We start from the raw sequence: 15666 nt of genomic DNA, 5'->3' as shown, positions 1-15666 counted from the left end.
GACATTCAGTCATTTAAGGTCGGTGAAGATGTGTCGAAACGAGAAAAGATTATGCTTGCTGCCATTGACGCGTTTAAAGAAAAAGGAATTGAAAAGACGACCATTTCGGATATTGTGAAAGCAGCAGGAGTGGCACAAGGAACATATTATTTATATTTTCCTTCAAAGCTGTCTGTCATGCCTGCTATCGCAGAATATCTGATCTCACAGATGGTCCCCGCTATTGAAAAAGAATTAACACAGCATGCGGATGTCCTCGATCAAGCAGATGCGCTTGTTGAATTCATCTTCTCTTTTACAAGACAATACCGTGACGTCCTTGCTCTGACCTACTCAGGTTTAGCTGCCACGGAGCATTTAAAGGAATGGGAAGATATTTATGAGCCGATTTACAAATGGGTCGCTGCTTTTTTAGAAAAAGCTAAGCAGGATAAAAGAGTCCGTGCGAATTTGAACTGTCAATATGCCGCTAAATTCATTATCGGTTTACTGGAATCGTCTGCTGAGCAAATGTACTTATTTACAGAAACAGATACAGAAGAGGTTCTGATTCAAAAGCGAGAGGTGAAGCAATTTCTCCTTTACGCACTTGGCATAGAGACACCTTAACTTAGTACAGCACTTGCTGTACGCTCTTTTTTGGCTTCAAAATGACGAATCGTCAGTTTTAGGAGGAAATAGGATGAAAAAAAGCTGGATGTATGTCGCACTCACTTGTTTATTCGAATTACTTTGGGTGTTTGGTTTAAATAAAGCTGATGCTGTGTGGGAGTGGGCGATCATTATCTGCCTGATCCCGGTTGATTTTTATTTTTTAATGAAAGCCTGCGAGAAGCTGCCGACAGGGACCGTGTACGCCGTGTTTGCCGGAGTTGGAACGATTGGTACGTCTTTGATGGATTATGCGCTGTTTGGCGGTTCGTTTTCATTAGAAAAGCTCTTATTTATGGGCATTTTAATTCTCGGCATTATTGGACTGAAAGTGTCTGATGGAGATGCACATGAGCAGAAAGGAGAAGCGGTATAAATGGGCTGGTTTTTTGTGCTGTTAGCCTCTGCCTTTGAAATTGGCGGAACCATTGGTCTCAATATGTTCAGTAAGAAAAAGCAAATCACGACAGGCATTTTATTTGTTGGCGGATTTGCCTTATCCTTTTTGTTTTTATACGCCTCGTTCTCTTCCGTTCAAGTATCCGTTGCCTATACGGTCTGGATTGGACTTGGAACGGCGGGCTCTGTCTTGTTTAATATGATTCTATTTAAAGAGCCGAAAAACATGATTCGTATACTCAGCTTGCTGCTGATCGTGATTGGTGTGGTCGGGCTGAAGTTGTTTGCGTGATTGATTGACAAAAAAGGAAGGGAGTCAAAGCCCCTTCCTTTTTTATTTCTCGTTTAATGTGGATCATGCTGCTCGAGCAAGAGACCCATTGCGTAAATCGATCCGCCTTTTTCATCTAATAAAAAGTACACAATCAAAGGTTCCCCAAAAGCTGCTGTCTGCTGTGTGAACAAAACACAGGTGAATTTCTCGATACCAATTGGAAGCTTTCTTTTTAATATAGGATGAAGAATAGGCGAAGTCCGAATTGTATCTACATCAACATCCCAAAGTTCGTTTTTTAATGTTGGATAATGCTCTGATAACAATTGGTGTAACATGTCGGTCGTGAGCGCTACTTTTCCATCGTACCCATCATCTATTATGTTGGTGTTATACATCCGACGGTTGCTCACCCTTTGAAGCATTGATTCGTATTCCTTTTAAGACAAAGCGTTTCTGGCCATCAAGTGTACAAGTGATCAATGTCAGTTCATTTTTCCCGCGATCCTTTAGTACATCAACATCCGTCGGTTCAATCGTAGCAGAGCTGACAATTTTATATTCGTATGTTTCAGCTTGATGATGTAAGACGACTTTTTCTCCTTTCGGCACCTCTGGCAGCTGCCGGAAAAGCCGATCACCTCTATACCCTCTATGGCCTGCAATCGTGAAATTCCCTTCACCTGGCATTTGATGAGATTTGATTTGAGTCAGTGCAATACCTAAATTTTCTTTTGATGTAACTGGAAGCACTTTTTCGTTTAAATCAATTGACGGGATCTCTAGCTCCATCACATCTCGTAGGTCTTCCTCTGACACAGTTAAATGTGGAATAGAAGAAAGGGCATCACTGTCATTTTCTTCAATCATCTTTAATGCCTGTTCCATTGCCGCTGTCTCTTGAGAAGTTCGCCACTCATATATAAAAGGAATGGAGATGAGCATCAGCCCTGTGAACACCAAAAAGCTGCCTAATAAGGTTCTTTTTTTCATCAATACACTCGTTCCTTCCTTTTACTGAATGGTTCTTCTTCTAAGAACAAGGAGAACAGTTCCAAAAACTACTAGTAAAATCCCTGCATACATCAAATAACGCAGCCATTCTTCTCCGGTCTTTGGCAGCTCACCGTTTGAGTCATGAGGCGGATGTTGATCACCTTTAGGTGAGGCTGGAGGATTCGTGTGATCCTCTTCATTCTTCACTGGTGCATTTTTCACAATCAATGTCTTGATCTCCACTTCGCCCATTTGAATTGTAAAGATGAGTGGTTTCTTTAAAGCTACATAACCATTTGGAGCTTTCGTCTCTGTGAGTGTATATTCACCAGGTTTAAGCCCTTTGACAATGGCTTCTCCGTCTTTTCCTGTTGTCACAGATTTTATGGTTTTCCCGGCTTTTGTACGAATGTCAAAGGCTGCACCTTTTAAGGTTCTATCTGTCTGCTGGTCTACCTTTATGATACGCAGACTTCCTAAGATCAAGTGATTCTTCGCTGTTAATTGAAGTGGCTTCTGCTGATTTTTCTCAATGGTAAACAGGATCGGCTTATGATCCAATTGATAGCCATGAGGTGCTTTCGTTTCAACGAATTGATATTCTCCCGGTTTTAGATCGTTGATGTGAAGCTTTCCTTTTTGGTCCGTTACAAGTGATGTCTTCAACGTTTTCCCTTCTTTACTCAGAAGAGCAAACTCTGCATTTTCGAGCGTATGTCCCTCCTCATCCACTTTGGTCAGTTCCACTGCTCCCGGCGTCAGTTTGTTGATCATTTCTACTTTTGCTGGTTTGTCTTGACCTAAACGAATCGTAAATGAGACAGGTGTCTGATCCAATTCATAGCCGGCAATGCTTGCTGTTTCGACAAATTGATAGGTTCCTGGTTTCAGTTGATCGACTGTCAGTTGACCGTTTTTGTCTGTCTTTAAGTCTTTCTGAATACGCTGATCATGCTCATCAATCAGGTCAAAGGTCACCCCAGCGAGCAACTGTCCATCCTCCCCTTTTTTCTGAAGCTTCACAGCACTTGTCGTCCGAATATTTTCTTTTGTCACTTTCACCAGTTGATTTGGGTTGAAATCAATCTTAAAGTCTACTGGTTCTGCATCTAGTTTATGTCCAAAAGGTGCTTTCGTTTCAACCAATTGGTAAGCGCCTGGTTTCAAATCGTTTACAGTGATGATGCCTTTCTCGTTGGTTGTTAAACCTGACATCAATTCTTTACCATCGTCATTGAAAAGTGTAAATTCTGCGCCTTTCAATCTTTCTTTTTCTTCCCCTATTTTTGTTAGTTCTACAGAACCTTTCTTGAGCTGATTGATTGCCTCCACTTGAATCAACTCTTTTTGACCTAATTCAACTTGAAAGACAAGTGGTTTCGCACTCAATTCATAGCCTTCAAGACTCTTTCTTTCAACAAATTGATAGGTTCCAGGTTTTAGACCTGTGAAGGTGATTTTTCCCTCCTGATTGGTTGTAATCCCTTCTCCTCCTGCCACTATCTTTCCTTTGGCATCAGATAGATCAAAGACAACCCCTTCTAATGATTTCCCATCTTCGCCTTTTTTGTGTAACAGCACTCCGCCTGTTGTGCGGCTATTTTCTTTTGTGACACTGACCAGCTTCTGTGGGTTAAATGGAATAGCAAAAGTGACAGGTGTTTCGTCAAGCTCATGACCGAATGGAGCCTTCGTTTCAACAAACTGATAGGTTCCAGGTTTAAGATCGCTGATTGTGATCTGCCCGTTCTGATCTGAGACGAGACCCGTTTCAATCTCTTTTCCATTTGCATCTAAAAGCTTGAATTCTGCTCCTTTAAGCACATCATTCTTTTCACCGAGCTTCGTGAGCTGGACAGCTCCAGTTTTAAGATCATTGATTACTTTTATCTCTGCCTGAGTTTTTTGTGCGATTTCGATGGTAAAAGGATAAGGTTTATTTTTCTTTTGGTAACCATCAATACTCTCTGTCTCCACGAGCTGATATTTGCCCGGTTTGAGGTTGTCGATCAAAAGCTTCCCATCTTCATCTGTTGTCAAATCTTTACGCACGACTTCGTCATTTTGATCCATGACTTCAAATCGAACACCTTGAAGCTTCTTGCCATCTTCTCCTTCTTTCATCACTTCTAATGCACTTGTTTCATATAGGTTCTTTTTCGAAATGATGACCGGTTCCTTTGGATCGAGTGGTACTTCAAATTTGATTGGCGTTTCATCTAATACATAACCATCAGGTGCTTTTGTTTCAATGAGCTGATACGTACCCGGTCTTAGTTCGTTTATCGTGATCTTGCCATTTTCTCCTGTGACAAGCGAATCTTTTAGCTCATGCCCATCTTGACCTAAGAGCTTGAATTGTGCACCTTCTAGTCTCTCTCCGCCTTCGCCTATTTTGCTCAATTCTGCAGAGCCTTTTATCATGTCATTTACTGCGGTTACAGTCGTTGTTTCTGTTTGATTCTCTTTAATTGTGAACGGCCATTTTTGCTGATTTAATTGATAGCCTTTCGGTGCGTTTGTCTCAACAAAATAATAGGAACCTGGCTCAAGATGTTTGAAAAGAATTTCTCCTTTTTCGTCCGTTTTCAAATGGGTTTGGACAGTATCTCCAGATTCATTTTTTAGTTCAAATTCTGCATTCTCTAATGCTGCACCCGTCTCTTTGTCTTTTTTTGTTAACTTGACATGCTGGCGGATTTCTTGGTTCTGCACCGTCATGCTATTTCCTGTTTTCGCTTGATCTCCTGATTCGTAAGGCTGATCAATCGTTACATGGATCGGTTCCTTGTGCTTCATATAACCATCAGGTGCTTTCACTTCTGTCACTATATAGTCACCATACAAGAGACGATCAAATCGAAGAGCTCCTTCTTCATCTGTTGCCTTTGTTCCAATGACGATACCGCTCGCAGCATCTGTCAGAGAAAAGCTTGCTCCTTTTAGCACTTTTCCACTACTCGCATCTACCTTTTTAATGGTTAAAGCGCCAATCGCTCCCGTGCCATCTCCCATGCCAGCGGTGCGTTTTACCACAATTGAGGCTTCGGATTCCTTTTTTATTTCTTTTACATTTTCACCTCTAAACGTTACTTCGTTTTGAAGTGTACTTCCCACCTTATCTAAAATGAGAGATTGATATTCTAAAATATATGGTCTGGTGATGTCTTCTTTAAATTTGATTTGAAAAGAGTCTGGATCGAATTCAAGGTCTAGCTCATAATCCTTCCCTTTTTCTAGCTCTTCCTTTTTGGTCACTTGCCCCTTTTCATCTATTGTCGTCGAATAGAGATGAAATGAGTTTTCTATTATTGCTTGGTTACTGCTCGGATGGTCTATAATCGTCGCATCTTGGACTGTTGATTGACCAAAGTTGATATTCAGTTTCCAATCAATAACCTTCCCTTGCTGATTTCCTGATTTGCTCGTGTATTTCCCTCCATTTGGAATGGACACCACAGCATTCACGTCTGATTCTTTCGTCTTTCCATCATAAAGGGCCGCTTTATTTTCGTAGGTTTTCTGTACTAAATCCATTCCTTCAACACTTGTTTGATACGTGATTTTGTATGGGGAATCAATGGCTTTTTTGAAAATGACTTCGAAGCCTGATTCTCCTTTTTCATTTTCAAGGAATTTGATGTCATAATGTTCTTTCGCTAATACCTCTTTTTCTTCTGCTCCATTTTCCCCGCCATGTAAATCAAGCGAGTAGATGGTGATTGAATCTTTAAGCAAACGCTGATTTCCTTGAATGAAATCCTCGATTTTCGCCTCTTCTAAATGTTTCAAGTTATAGTTCACACCGATATTCCAGGTGATCTCTTTTTTCTTTGCATCATATGTTCCGTTCTTGAACCCATTTGACTGCGTGTATGTGTCAGGCGTGAAGACAGACTGATTTTCCTTCGTCAAATCCTTGCCATCTTCATTTACCCATTCAAGCTTTACATGATTACGCAGGTTCTTTTGATCTTTATTTGCTCTTTTTTCATAATCAAAAGACGTTGTATATGTGACTACATGTTCTGTCTTTATTTCTTTCGTAAATTGAATATCAAATCCATTTGCATGTTCAACTATTTGATAATCTGTGCCTTCTTCAAGCACTGTATTTCCTGTCGTCACTTTTAAACTATCTTTTTGCAGCGTCAATCCTTCGTTTGTAAACGTATCTTTTAATATCAGGTTGTTCATGGTTTGTTGATCTTTGTTGAAGGTGATACGCCATGGAATGGTCTTGTTCTTGTAATTCGGTGTTCCATGATTTTTCGTTAGGATTTGCTGGTCAATTCTTTGCTTCCCTTGTTTGCTCTCTTTGCCAGCTGTTACAGTATTGATAATCTCTTCAGCTTCAAAAATCCGCTCGGTTGCTTTTGTTTGATATGTGATGAGATAAGCCGATTGAATATCTTGATTGAATTGCAAGGTAAACCCGTTTTGTTCATCCTTTTTTTGAGGTTGAACCACATAATGTTCAAACGCTTTTGTTCCTGATTCTTTGCCATTCTGATCAATTGTGACTTCCTTGACTTGAAATGAATCGGATATCAGCGCCTGTGTGCCATTAAAGAAGTCTTCTAACAAAGCATCCTTTTTAGCAATCGTTTTTTCGTTATAGTTATAACGAATTTCCCAGGTAATCGTCTGTGTGACTGGGTCGTAGTGGGCGGCTTTTTTATTTAAAGGGCTGCCTCTAGTCACATTCACTGTTCCTTCTGCTGAACTAATCACTTTATCAGCAGAGACAAGGGACGCTTTATTACGAAACGCAGACTGATCTTGATTCGTAATGTCCGTTTCATACATTAAACGGTAAGCTAGATGCACGTCATCTTTAAATTCAATCGTGAAATCTTGACCATCTGCTGTTTGGCCGATGGTGTAGTGGTTTTCGTCAAGCTGCTGACCAATCGATGTTTCACCATTTAGCTTTGTATCAACACGATAAAGCTTGATTGAATCTTTTTTTAACGCCTGCCCCTCTTGAATCGGATCTAACAGTCTCGCTTGTTTCACATCGTCTAAGTCCATATTAAAATCGACTGTCCATTGAATGGTTTCAGCATTGTAAGATCGATTGGGTTTTCCCTTTTTAGAGACATTTGGGCCATTTGGAATGTATTGAATCGGGATCGATATCGTATCTTTGCCTTCAATTGGAGTAATGACCACTTCTTTTTCTTCAGTAATGACAGTTTTTTTATCTAATTGCGTCCACACTTGAAGTGTTCCATGGATATTTGAATATTGTTTGATAAAGTCAGTGAATTCGATGGAGGCATTTCCACTTTCATCTACAGAAAAATAACCAATGGTTGCTTGATTAAATTTCATCTCGAGACGATCGATTTTTTCGTAAATCACTAATTCCTCTGGAACCTTGAAATGGAATTCATCACCGCCATTATAGCTATGCCCATTCGGGATGGCCCACTTATAGTTAATGGAAATCAGCGAGTTGATATCAGGCCTATCAACTGAATTTCCTCCCTGATCTTCAAATATCAATTTCGCATCAGTGAGGAGATTTTCTTGTATCAGCATTTGTTTTGAAACACTTTGCAGCCCTACACGCTTAGATATGCTCACTTTGTTTTTTAGTAATTCATCCTCATCGCTTTGTTTCGTTTGAGCGGCTTCTTGATTCTTAGCTGCTTTGTCTTTCTCAGTTGAGGTTGTGTCATCTTTTGGAAGGCTTTCTTCACGCTCGTTTTGCTTTGTTTTCTCTTTTTGCTCAGCTATACTAGTGACATCGATGTCTATTGATCCTTCTAAATTTGGATCAAGCTCAACATCTTCTTTAAATATGACCGTCACTTCATTTTGTTTTGAAACGGTATACTCTCCAACAGATACTTCATTGACAATAATTGGTTCATTCTGCTCCTTCTCTACCTGAATGGCTGAAGGAAGAGAGAGAACATACGGATATTGCTTTTTTAGATCAATTCCTTTTATAGACCAATGGACAGTGGCCTTTCTTACTTGCTGATCTTCCATGTTTGATAACTTGTTTCCTTCGCTATCAGCAAACTCAATATCCCCATAAATGTTTTCTTGGCTTTCTTTGGCTTGTGCCCCTGCCAGAGGCAAGATTCCTAATATACTAGACTGTATGACTAACACCGCGATGAGAGCCAATGACAATATTCTTTTCAATACATCCACCCTTTTCTAAAATTAATTTTCAACAACGATAAAAAACCATTTGTATCTTGTCTGATAAACCACTCCGTTTCTAATCAAATATTTTCTAAAAATTGCACCTTAAGACCCTATGAATAAAATGAGATGATCAATCATGAGCTTGAAAGGTAATCATGAGTAGTGGATATAGTAACTGGATAGGGGTCTATAGAAATGGGGAATAGTGAGAGGGATCATGAAAAAATAAATGTGAATTTTCTATTTATACTGGAATGAACAACAAATGATGTTTACATGCTTATATAATCATGTATTCACATATGGTTCGTTCATATGAAACAAGCATGTATCATATGGTATGTATGGTGAGACAGTTCAGCATCATATAGATCGCATTCCTTTCTACTCCCTTTCATATGGTAATCAAAAAGCTTCTCCGTTTTATTCTTACATTTACCGTTTCAACAGCAAAAAAATAAACAAAATATCTAAAATGATCCATTTTTATAGGATTCATGGCTTACTTATCACCTTTTAAAAGAAAAATATGGAGAATCAGCGAATAACATTTGTTTTCGTCTAATTTTTTTCTCTTTTATCTTCAAAAGTGAAGACAAAACGATTTAGCCTAAACATTACAATCATTTCATGCCTATTTTGAGAATCAAATGTTCTTTAAGTGAACTTCATAATATAGAGGCAAGCCAAGGGAAGGAGTTAGTTGTTTGATGGAGCTCATTGATAATAAATCAAAGAGATGGATAAAAATTTTAAAACTGCTTGTATCCAAAAATAAGTGGTGGAGCCTTCAAGAAATATCGAATGAACATATCGGTTCGGTTCGTGCCATTCAAAGCGATTTAGAACAAATGAAATCGTTCAAAACAGAGAATGGAGAGCCGTTAATCCACATAAAGCCAAGACAAGGCATATCCATTTGTTATACACAGACGATACGAGTAGACTACTATATCAAGGAAATATTAAAAGATACGATTGAAATTCGATTGATTGACGGCATTTTTTTCGAACAAAACAGGTCTTTCTATGAATGGATGGACACGCTTAATATTAGTAGATCAACATTGTATAACACCATTCATAAAATCAATTCGATCCTTACATCCTATGACATCGAGTTACGCCCAGATAGTATGCAGTTCCATGGGGATGAGAAGGAGATTCGTCAATTCTTTGTTGAGTTTTTGTTTGAAGTGTATGGAAGCCGGCTTTGGCCATTCGATGATATTCAAAAGCAAGACGCAGTTGATTTATTACAAGAGCTATTTCAGGTGCTCGAAGTCAATGTACCAGATGTGGCTATAGATAAATACTGCCTGTGGCTCGGTGTTTCCATTCACCGAGTGAGGAAAAATTTTACCATACGACGCAATTATACGTACTCGATGAATGAAGAAAAACAGACCTCTACAGCCAAAGGTATCTATAATCAAATCAAAAACTGGGAAGAGCACATTTGCCAAATGACAAAGGACATTTTTGGTATTACACTGGATCATCACGAATTTGTCTTTTTACTATTGATCGAACCAGCTATTGGCCACTTTAAATCAATTGAATCTGTCGAAGAAAAGTTGACGTTCTTTCAATCGCATACACCACACCTCTTTGAAGCCATTCATTCATTTATCAATCAATTGGAGTTGATTTATCATCAAGAGGTGGCTAATCGCAAGGTGATGACACTGATTCTTCTCCAATATTATGTGTATTCTAAGGAAATTACCGTGAGAGATGGATTCCTTTTCAAAAAGAAATCGAGTTATTTATCAGAGGTGAAAGAGCAGCTTCCTTACTTCTATTCGAGGATTACTCATATCATCCAAGAGTTAAAAACAGACGATATACTCGCTTCTTTTGTGAAAAATGAACGGGAATTGATCCGTATCATTACGTCTACCTGGAGAGGGCTTGTTCAATTTGAAATGGAGCGAAGAAACGTGTTGAACATATTTGTTATTTCAACATTAGGTTATTATCATAGTTTGTTTATAGCAGATTTAATTAAATTAAGCGTGCCTCCTCTCATCCACACTTTTACAAGTCCAGAAAATACATTAAATGATGTAACGATGGATCAACTTGGGATTGATATGATCGTGACCGATACCGAGCTCCCTATTCAATTTGGACGATATACACTGCTGATCAGCTCTTTTCCAACAAAGAAAGAATTGGACAACTTGAACCGAAGATTGGTTGATATGATCGACTAATGTTCATCAAAAAAAGCTGCTTGAGAGCTTCTCAAGCAGCTTTTTGCTTCTGTATTAATGAAGCACGATTTGTTCATTCATCAAATCAATGGCGTAAAGTGATTGCTCATATTCATCTAATAGAAGGTATACTTTGAGCGGTGCAGCGGTTTGATCTGTCTGCTGCGTGAATAGGACACAAGTGAATTTTTCGATCCCCTCTGGCAGCTTGCTTTTCAGAAAAGGATGAAGAATAGGAGAGATTCGAAGGGTATCAACATCTTTCAGCCAAAGCTCATCTTGTAACGCAGGATAATGGTCAACCAAAAACTGACGAAACACTTCCAATGTACTCAAGGCAGATATCCTCACTTTCTTCTATCATGGCTTCAAGCTTACCTAAAAACAAACGTGTTCAAGTCATCCTATGATGTCAGTCCACCAAATGTCGTATACTACTAGAGACACGATTTCATTTTTCTTCAAAAAGCATTGTAGATCAACTTTACTGTCAGGAGTGTTTACTATGTATGACGTCTACTATATTCCAACCGATGGACCTATGATCATATTCTTATCTGTTTCTTTCGTGATGAAACGACAACTTCCTGCTACAAACTTCCAAATTCCTTCAAAAAATTGGTGCAATGAGACAAAAAAGAACAGCTCCTCACTGTTCTTTCAGAAATTATGAGAGGTCTTTCAAAGAAAACACTTCGCCGCTCTCTGCATCAACACCATCATGGCAATCGAGCTTTCCGCATAGAACATATTGTTTTTGCACTTCGTCATAGACGTAGATAGGTGTAAGTTCAAGACGTTCTCTCAATTTTTCAAAGGCTTCTTTCTGAGATACAGAAATTTCACTTGCTGCTTGAGAAGGACTCAGTATCCCGCACACTTGAAACATTTCTTTTTTATCTATGTAATTAACGGCTTCAAACGAGCTGGCGTCAATGAAGACCTTGATCTTGTCCATAAACCCACTGCCTTCTTGCCCGTTCGTTTTTAATATCGCATGGATGTATCCATGATCACGTTGGAGTGTTTTCAGAACCCACTTCCCTGTATCCTTTGGATATTTTTGCGCCAAGAATCTTCGGATTGATTTGATACACTCAGCTTGCTCTTCTTTTGATATCGGGAAGGTATCTGGTGACGGTTCCAATGAGAAAGCTTGTTCAGCTGAAATGTTCTCATGAATATTCATTTCCTTTTTTTCAAAGGCATTGTTTAACGGTTCATTCCACTCAATGATCTCATTCATGTGTATACAATGCGTTTCTCCACGCCCAAGTTCAAACGGAAGCGTTCCTGTTCCATCGTTCTTGACATAGATTTCTTCTAATGCATAAATTGCTCGAATTCGATTGTGCTCGAAGGATGGCCATTGAAACTGCTGCACTTGCTGCTCGGCTAAGTTCTCCAGCTTATCAATAGAAAGCACATATTCCTCAGCTCTCAGTAATGTTTTGGCTAAAAATGGGCCGTGGTGTGTAAAGTACATGAGCTGTCCATGTTCATCCCATTTCACCTCAATTCTGCCTGAAGGCGTCACTTTCACACCATCTATTGCTTCTTCGAAAAAAAGTCCCCCTTTTTCCTTCTGATGCATGTGAAAATGCTCACCATAGATCAACCCTGTTTCTTGTTCGATCCATTGAATGACATGAGCTGGATATGGTCTCTTAAATGTGACACCATGCTGCGCATAGGTTTTGTCCATGACAAAAATAACTGTTTCCACCTGTCCCGTATTCAAATTCACTTCAATAACGGCTGTGCCGTCTGGGTTGACATCGTCGTCCTCAGGTTCAGCTTCATGAGAGGGGAACCATTCCATATTCAATGTATAAATCGTTTCATTAAACATATTGACGTAACGATGAAAGCTGTGTCTTTTTAGATGATAAAGATCTAAGCCAAATTTCGCCTTTGTCTGATCGATCAATTGTTGTATGTTTGCATTCAATGGATTCACCTCAAAATGGTTAAGTTTTATGGAAGAACAAAAATAACGATAAAGATGAAGATGACAATAGCCATCAAGAGTCCTAAAGCAATTCCCATTATGTTTGACTCTTTTGTATAACCTGTTAATTCGACTTCAGTAGATCGGTCGATTTTTCTAAAGCGAAAAAGCATGCTAATATTGATAAGAGCTAGAGCCATAATCAATAAGAAAAGTAGAAATATAGGTTGGATATCAAAGAATGGGTTCGATACATCTTGGAAGCTAAAAGACTGAAAGAACATAAGCCCACTCAATATCAGTTTCCAAACATTATCCATCTTCTGTTCTTTCTCCCACTCTTTCCCCAATTTTTCTTTTTCATAAATAGCTATCTGCTCGAAAATTGGAATGAAAGACTTTGTTGATCCTTTTTTAATAAAACCATAAATGCTTTGAAGGAGCATTAAAATTCCTAAACAAAGAAAGAAATGTGTAAATCGAATTTCAACAATTTGGATCAACATAAAAAAAGCGACGATTATGATAGCGGCTATTAAATTAGAGACAGCTATTTGTTTCGTCCTCATCTTTTTCAGTGCAGCTTGTTCCATGTAATACTCCTCTCCGTTTTAAATGTTTCTGTTGAACGCTCTATCTTTATTACGATTTTACTGAAAAAATGTTTCAATATTTTCCCTTTCAACTGTCAATTCGGCTTTTTTCGCAAATGAAAAGACGCCCATCATTCAATGAACGTCTTATCTTTCTTCATGAAATCAGCACATCATATTTGAACAGCTGATCTGTTTTTTATTTGGTGGGCTGCCAGGTGTTTAAAGTCATCAACAGACAGCTGTCTAGATGTCTTTTCTCCATGCTGTCTGATGTTCAGTGTTTTTTCTTGCATTTCTGTATCGCCAATGACAGCGATATAAGGGATTTTTTGCATTTGTGCTTCTCTCATTTTATAGCCGAGTTTTTCATCCCGTTCATCTATTGTCACTCTTATTCCGATCCTTCTTAATTGCTGCTGCACCTCAACGCAGTGGTCGAGGTGAACCGTTGAGACAGGGATGATTTGTACTTGTACTGGTGCCAGCCATAACGGGAAGGCGCCTGCAAAATGCTCGATGAGAATGCCAAGGAAACGATCCAGAGAACCGAAAATGGCACTATGAATGACAACTGGCCGTACCTTTTCATTTTTTTCATTGATATATGTTAAATCAAATTTCTCAGGCATTTGAAAATCTAACTGAATTGTGGCGCATTGGTGGCTCCGCTGCAAAGCATCTTTCATATGAAAATCGATCTTCGGGCCATAGAATGCGCCATCTCCTTCATTTAGCTGGTAATCGACTTTTAGCCGATCAAGCACATTCTTTAGCGCTGATTCAGAGATATCCCAAATGGCATCATCGCCTAACGCTTTTTCAGGACGAGTGGATAGTTCCACAGAGTACTCAAACCCAAATGTCCGATACACATGATCAACTAATTGGAAAATTTGTTTGATTTCAGCTTCAATTTGATCTTCTCTCAAAAAAATATGGGCATCATCTTGGCAAAATGTCCTGACCCTGAACAATCCATTTAATGCTCCGCTAAATTCATGACGATGCACCTGACCAAATTCAGCCATCCTGATCGGAAGGTCTCTGTATGAATATAAGCTATTTTTAAACATGAGCATATGTCCTGGACAATTCATCGGCTTTAAAGCAAAGCTTGTATGGTCTACTTCTGAGAAATACATATTTTCATGATAATGATCCCAGTGTCCCGACTTTTCCCAAAGCTCTTGGTTCATCATAAACGGTGTGCTCACTTCTTCATATTGCGCTTTGCCTCGCACTTCTCTAGAAAAAGCCATTAATTCATTTTTGACAAGCTGACCTTTTGGTAAATAAAACGGCATACCTGGCGCTTCTTCTGAAAACATAAATAGTGATAATTGTTTCCCTAATTTTCGGTGATCACGCTTGTTTGCTTCTTCCATGAAATGAAGATATTCAGCTAGTTGTTTTGAATGTTGAAACGCTACACCATACACTCGCTGCAATACATCTTGATGACTGTCTCCCCGCCAATAAGCCCCTGCAACACGTGTTAGTTTAAATGACTTTAAGTACCCAGTAGAAGGTAAATGTGGTCCACGGCACAAGTCGATAAATTCTCCTTGCTGATAAACTGTGATGGCTTCTTGAGAGGGTAGACCTTTTAAAATATCCAGCTTATATGGATCATGTGCAAACAACGATTCAGCTTCTTTGTAAGATACCTCTTTTCTTTGGATGAGATGATTCTCGTTTATGATGTTTTCCATTTCTTTTTCAATTACAGCCAAATCCTCTACACTTAATGTTTGATTGAGCTTCATATCATAGTAAAATCCATTTTCGATAACAGGTCCGATTCCAAGTGTGACATTGTCGTATAACCTTTTCACCGCTTGGGCTAATATGTGTGCAGATGTATGGCGCAGCACTTCAAGCCCTTCTTTTGAATCGAGTGTGACAATAGACAGCCCAGCATCGCTGTCCAGCTGGTGACTTACATCGACCAATTGATCATTGATCTTTCCTGCCACTGCTTTTTTCCTTAAACTCGGGCTAATATGGGAGGCAACATCTGCGACAGTCGTACCTGCAGAAAACTCCTTTATCTTTCCATCTGGAAATTGAATCTTCACCAATTTTTCTCTCATGACTGACACACCTTTCTTTTTTTGAAATAAAAAAACACACCCATCCCTCATAAAGGGACGAATGTGTAATCCGTGGTTCCACCCAAATTCCCATAATGCGTATTCGCTTTATGGCTCTGGTGCCGTAACGCGGCATAGTCGGTATTGGATACTTCAATTTTCCCCAATACAGCTCAAAGGTGGTAAGACAACTTTTCTGCGTTAGGAAGATTTCAGCGTGACTTCCCTCTCTGGTAACCGATAAAAGCTGCTCATGTCCTTTTCAAAGCAATGATGATATATGAGTGAACAAAAAAACACACCCATCCCTCATAGAGGG

General features: G+C 39.1%; 11 protein-coding genes and 2 other annotated features (1 of these 13 only partly in view). Of the genes, 4 read left to right on the top strand and 7 right to left on the bottom strand.

Going from position 1 to position 15666, the window contains the following annotated elements:
• Positions 1–30: 30 nt before the first annotated feature.
• The 3 genes from MHH26_RS01930 (at position 31) to MHH26_RS01920 (ending at position 1342) form a co-directional block, all read left to right on the top strand.
• On the top strand, positions 31–609 hold the full coding sequence (locus MHH26_RS01930; RefSeq protein WP_060595824.1) for a TetR family transcriptional regulator: 579 nt from the start codon (positions 31–33) through the stop codon (positions 607–609).
• Positions 610–682: 73 nt separating this feature from the next.
• Positions 683–1027: a DMT family transporter gene (locus MHH26_RS01925; protein ID WP_017358819.1), complete on the top strand. Its 345-nt coding sequence runs from the start codon at positions 683–685 to the stop codon at positions 1025–1027.
• Entirely contained in the window at positions 1028–1342 is a 315-nt protein-coding gene (locus MHH26_RS01920) for a DMT family transporter (protein ID WP_034665057.1), read from the top strand. It abuts the gene before it with no gap.
• A gap of 53 nt (positions 1343–1395) precedes the next feature.
• Here the strand turns inward: MHH26_RS01920 and MHH26_RS01915 are convergent, their stop codons facing one another.
• From MHH26_RS01915 to MHH26_RS01905, 3 genes are read right to left on the bottom strand one after another with little or no spacing between them, the layout of a single operon-like run.
• The gene (locus tag MHH26_RS01915) at positions 1396–1722 is read right to left on the bottom strand and encodes a hypothetical protein (RefSeq protein WP_334750871.1); all 327 of its coding nucleotides are present in this window, start codon (positions 1720–1722) and stop codon (positions 1396–1398) included.
• Positions 1715–2317, bottom strand: coding sequence for a class D sortase (locus MHH26_RS01910; RefSeq protein ID WP_106072584.1), 603 nt, complete (start codon positions 2315–2317; stop codon positions 1715–1717). Before MHH26_RS01910 ends, MHH26_RS01915 begins: the two co-directional genes overlap by 8 nt.
• Before the next feature lie 21 nt (positions 2318–2338).
• Positions 2339–8491 (bottom strand): SpaA isopeptide-forming pilin-related protein, encoded by a 6153-nt coding sequence (locus MHH26_RS01905; RefSeq protein ID WP_340972077.1) that lies wholly within the window; start codon positions 8489–8491, stop codon positions 2339–2341.
• A 707-nt stretch (positions 8492–9198) separates the two neighbouring features.
• On the opposite strand from MHH26_RS01905, the gene MHH26_RS01900 reads away from it, so the two are divergent.
• Complete coding sequence (locus MHH26_RS01900; protein ID WP_334750873.1) at positions 9199–10707, top strand: helix-turn-helix domain-containing protein; 1509 nt, start codon at positions 9199–9201, stop codon at positions 10705–10707.
• Positions 10708–10761: 54 nt separating this feature from the next.
• On the opposite strand, the gene MHH26_RS01895 is transcribed toward MHH26_RS01900, so the two are convergent.
• The 4 genes from MHH26_RS01895 to thrS all read right to left on the bottom strand — a co-directional run bounded on the left by MHH26_RS01895 (position 10762) and on the right by thrS (position 15347).
• Positions 10762–11043: a hypothetical protein gene (locus MHH26_RS01895; RefSeq protein ID WP_003217864.1), complete on the bottom strand. Its 282-nt coding sequence runs from the start codon at positions 11041–11043 to the stop codon at positions 10762–10764.
• Between the two features lie 331 nt (positions 11044–11374).
• Entirely contained in the window at positions 11375–12667 is a 1293-nt protein-coding gene (locus MHH26_RS01890) for a hypothetical protein (protein WP_340972073.1), read from the bottom strand.
• A gap of 17 nt (positions 12668–12684) precedes the next feature.
• Positions 12685–13251 (bottom strand): hypothetical protein, encoded by a 567-nt coding sequence (locus MHH26_RS01885; protein WP_340972071.1) that lies wholly within the window; start codon positions 13249–13251, stop codon positions 12685–12687.
• A gap of 173 nt (positions 13252–13424) precedes the next feature.
• A complete protein-coding gene (thrS, locus tag MHH26_RS01880) occupies positions 13425–15347 on the bottom strand; it encodes a threonine--tRNA ligase (protein WP_340972070.1) in 1923 nt (640 codons plus the stop codon).
• A gap of 50 nt (positions 15348–15397) precedes the next feature.
• Positions 15398–15622, bottom strand: a binding site (T-box leader).
• 37 nt (positions 15623–15659) lie between these two features.
• Positions 15660–15666, bottom strand: a binding site (T-box leader) (it continues 217 nt past the right edge of the window).

It is taken from the genome of Bacillus sp. FSL K6-2839 (genome assembly GCF_038003365.1).
In the GTDB taxonomy this organism is placed as follows: domain Bacteria; phylum Bacillota; class Bacilli; order Bacillales; family Bacillaceae; genus Bacillus.
Note: the sequence above shows the minus strand (reverse complement) of the source record. Positions and strands in the feature narration are given on the sequence as shown.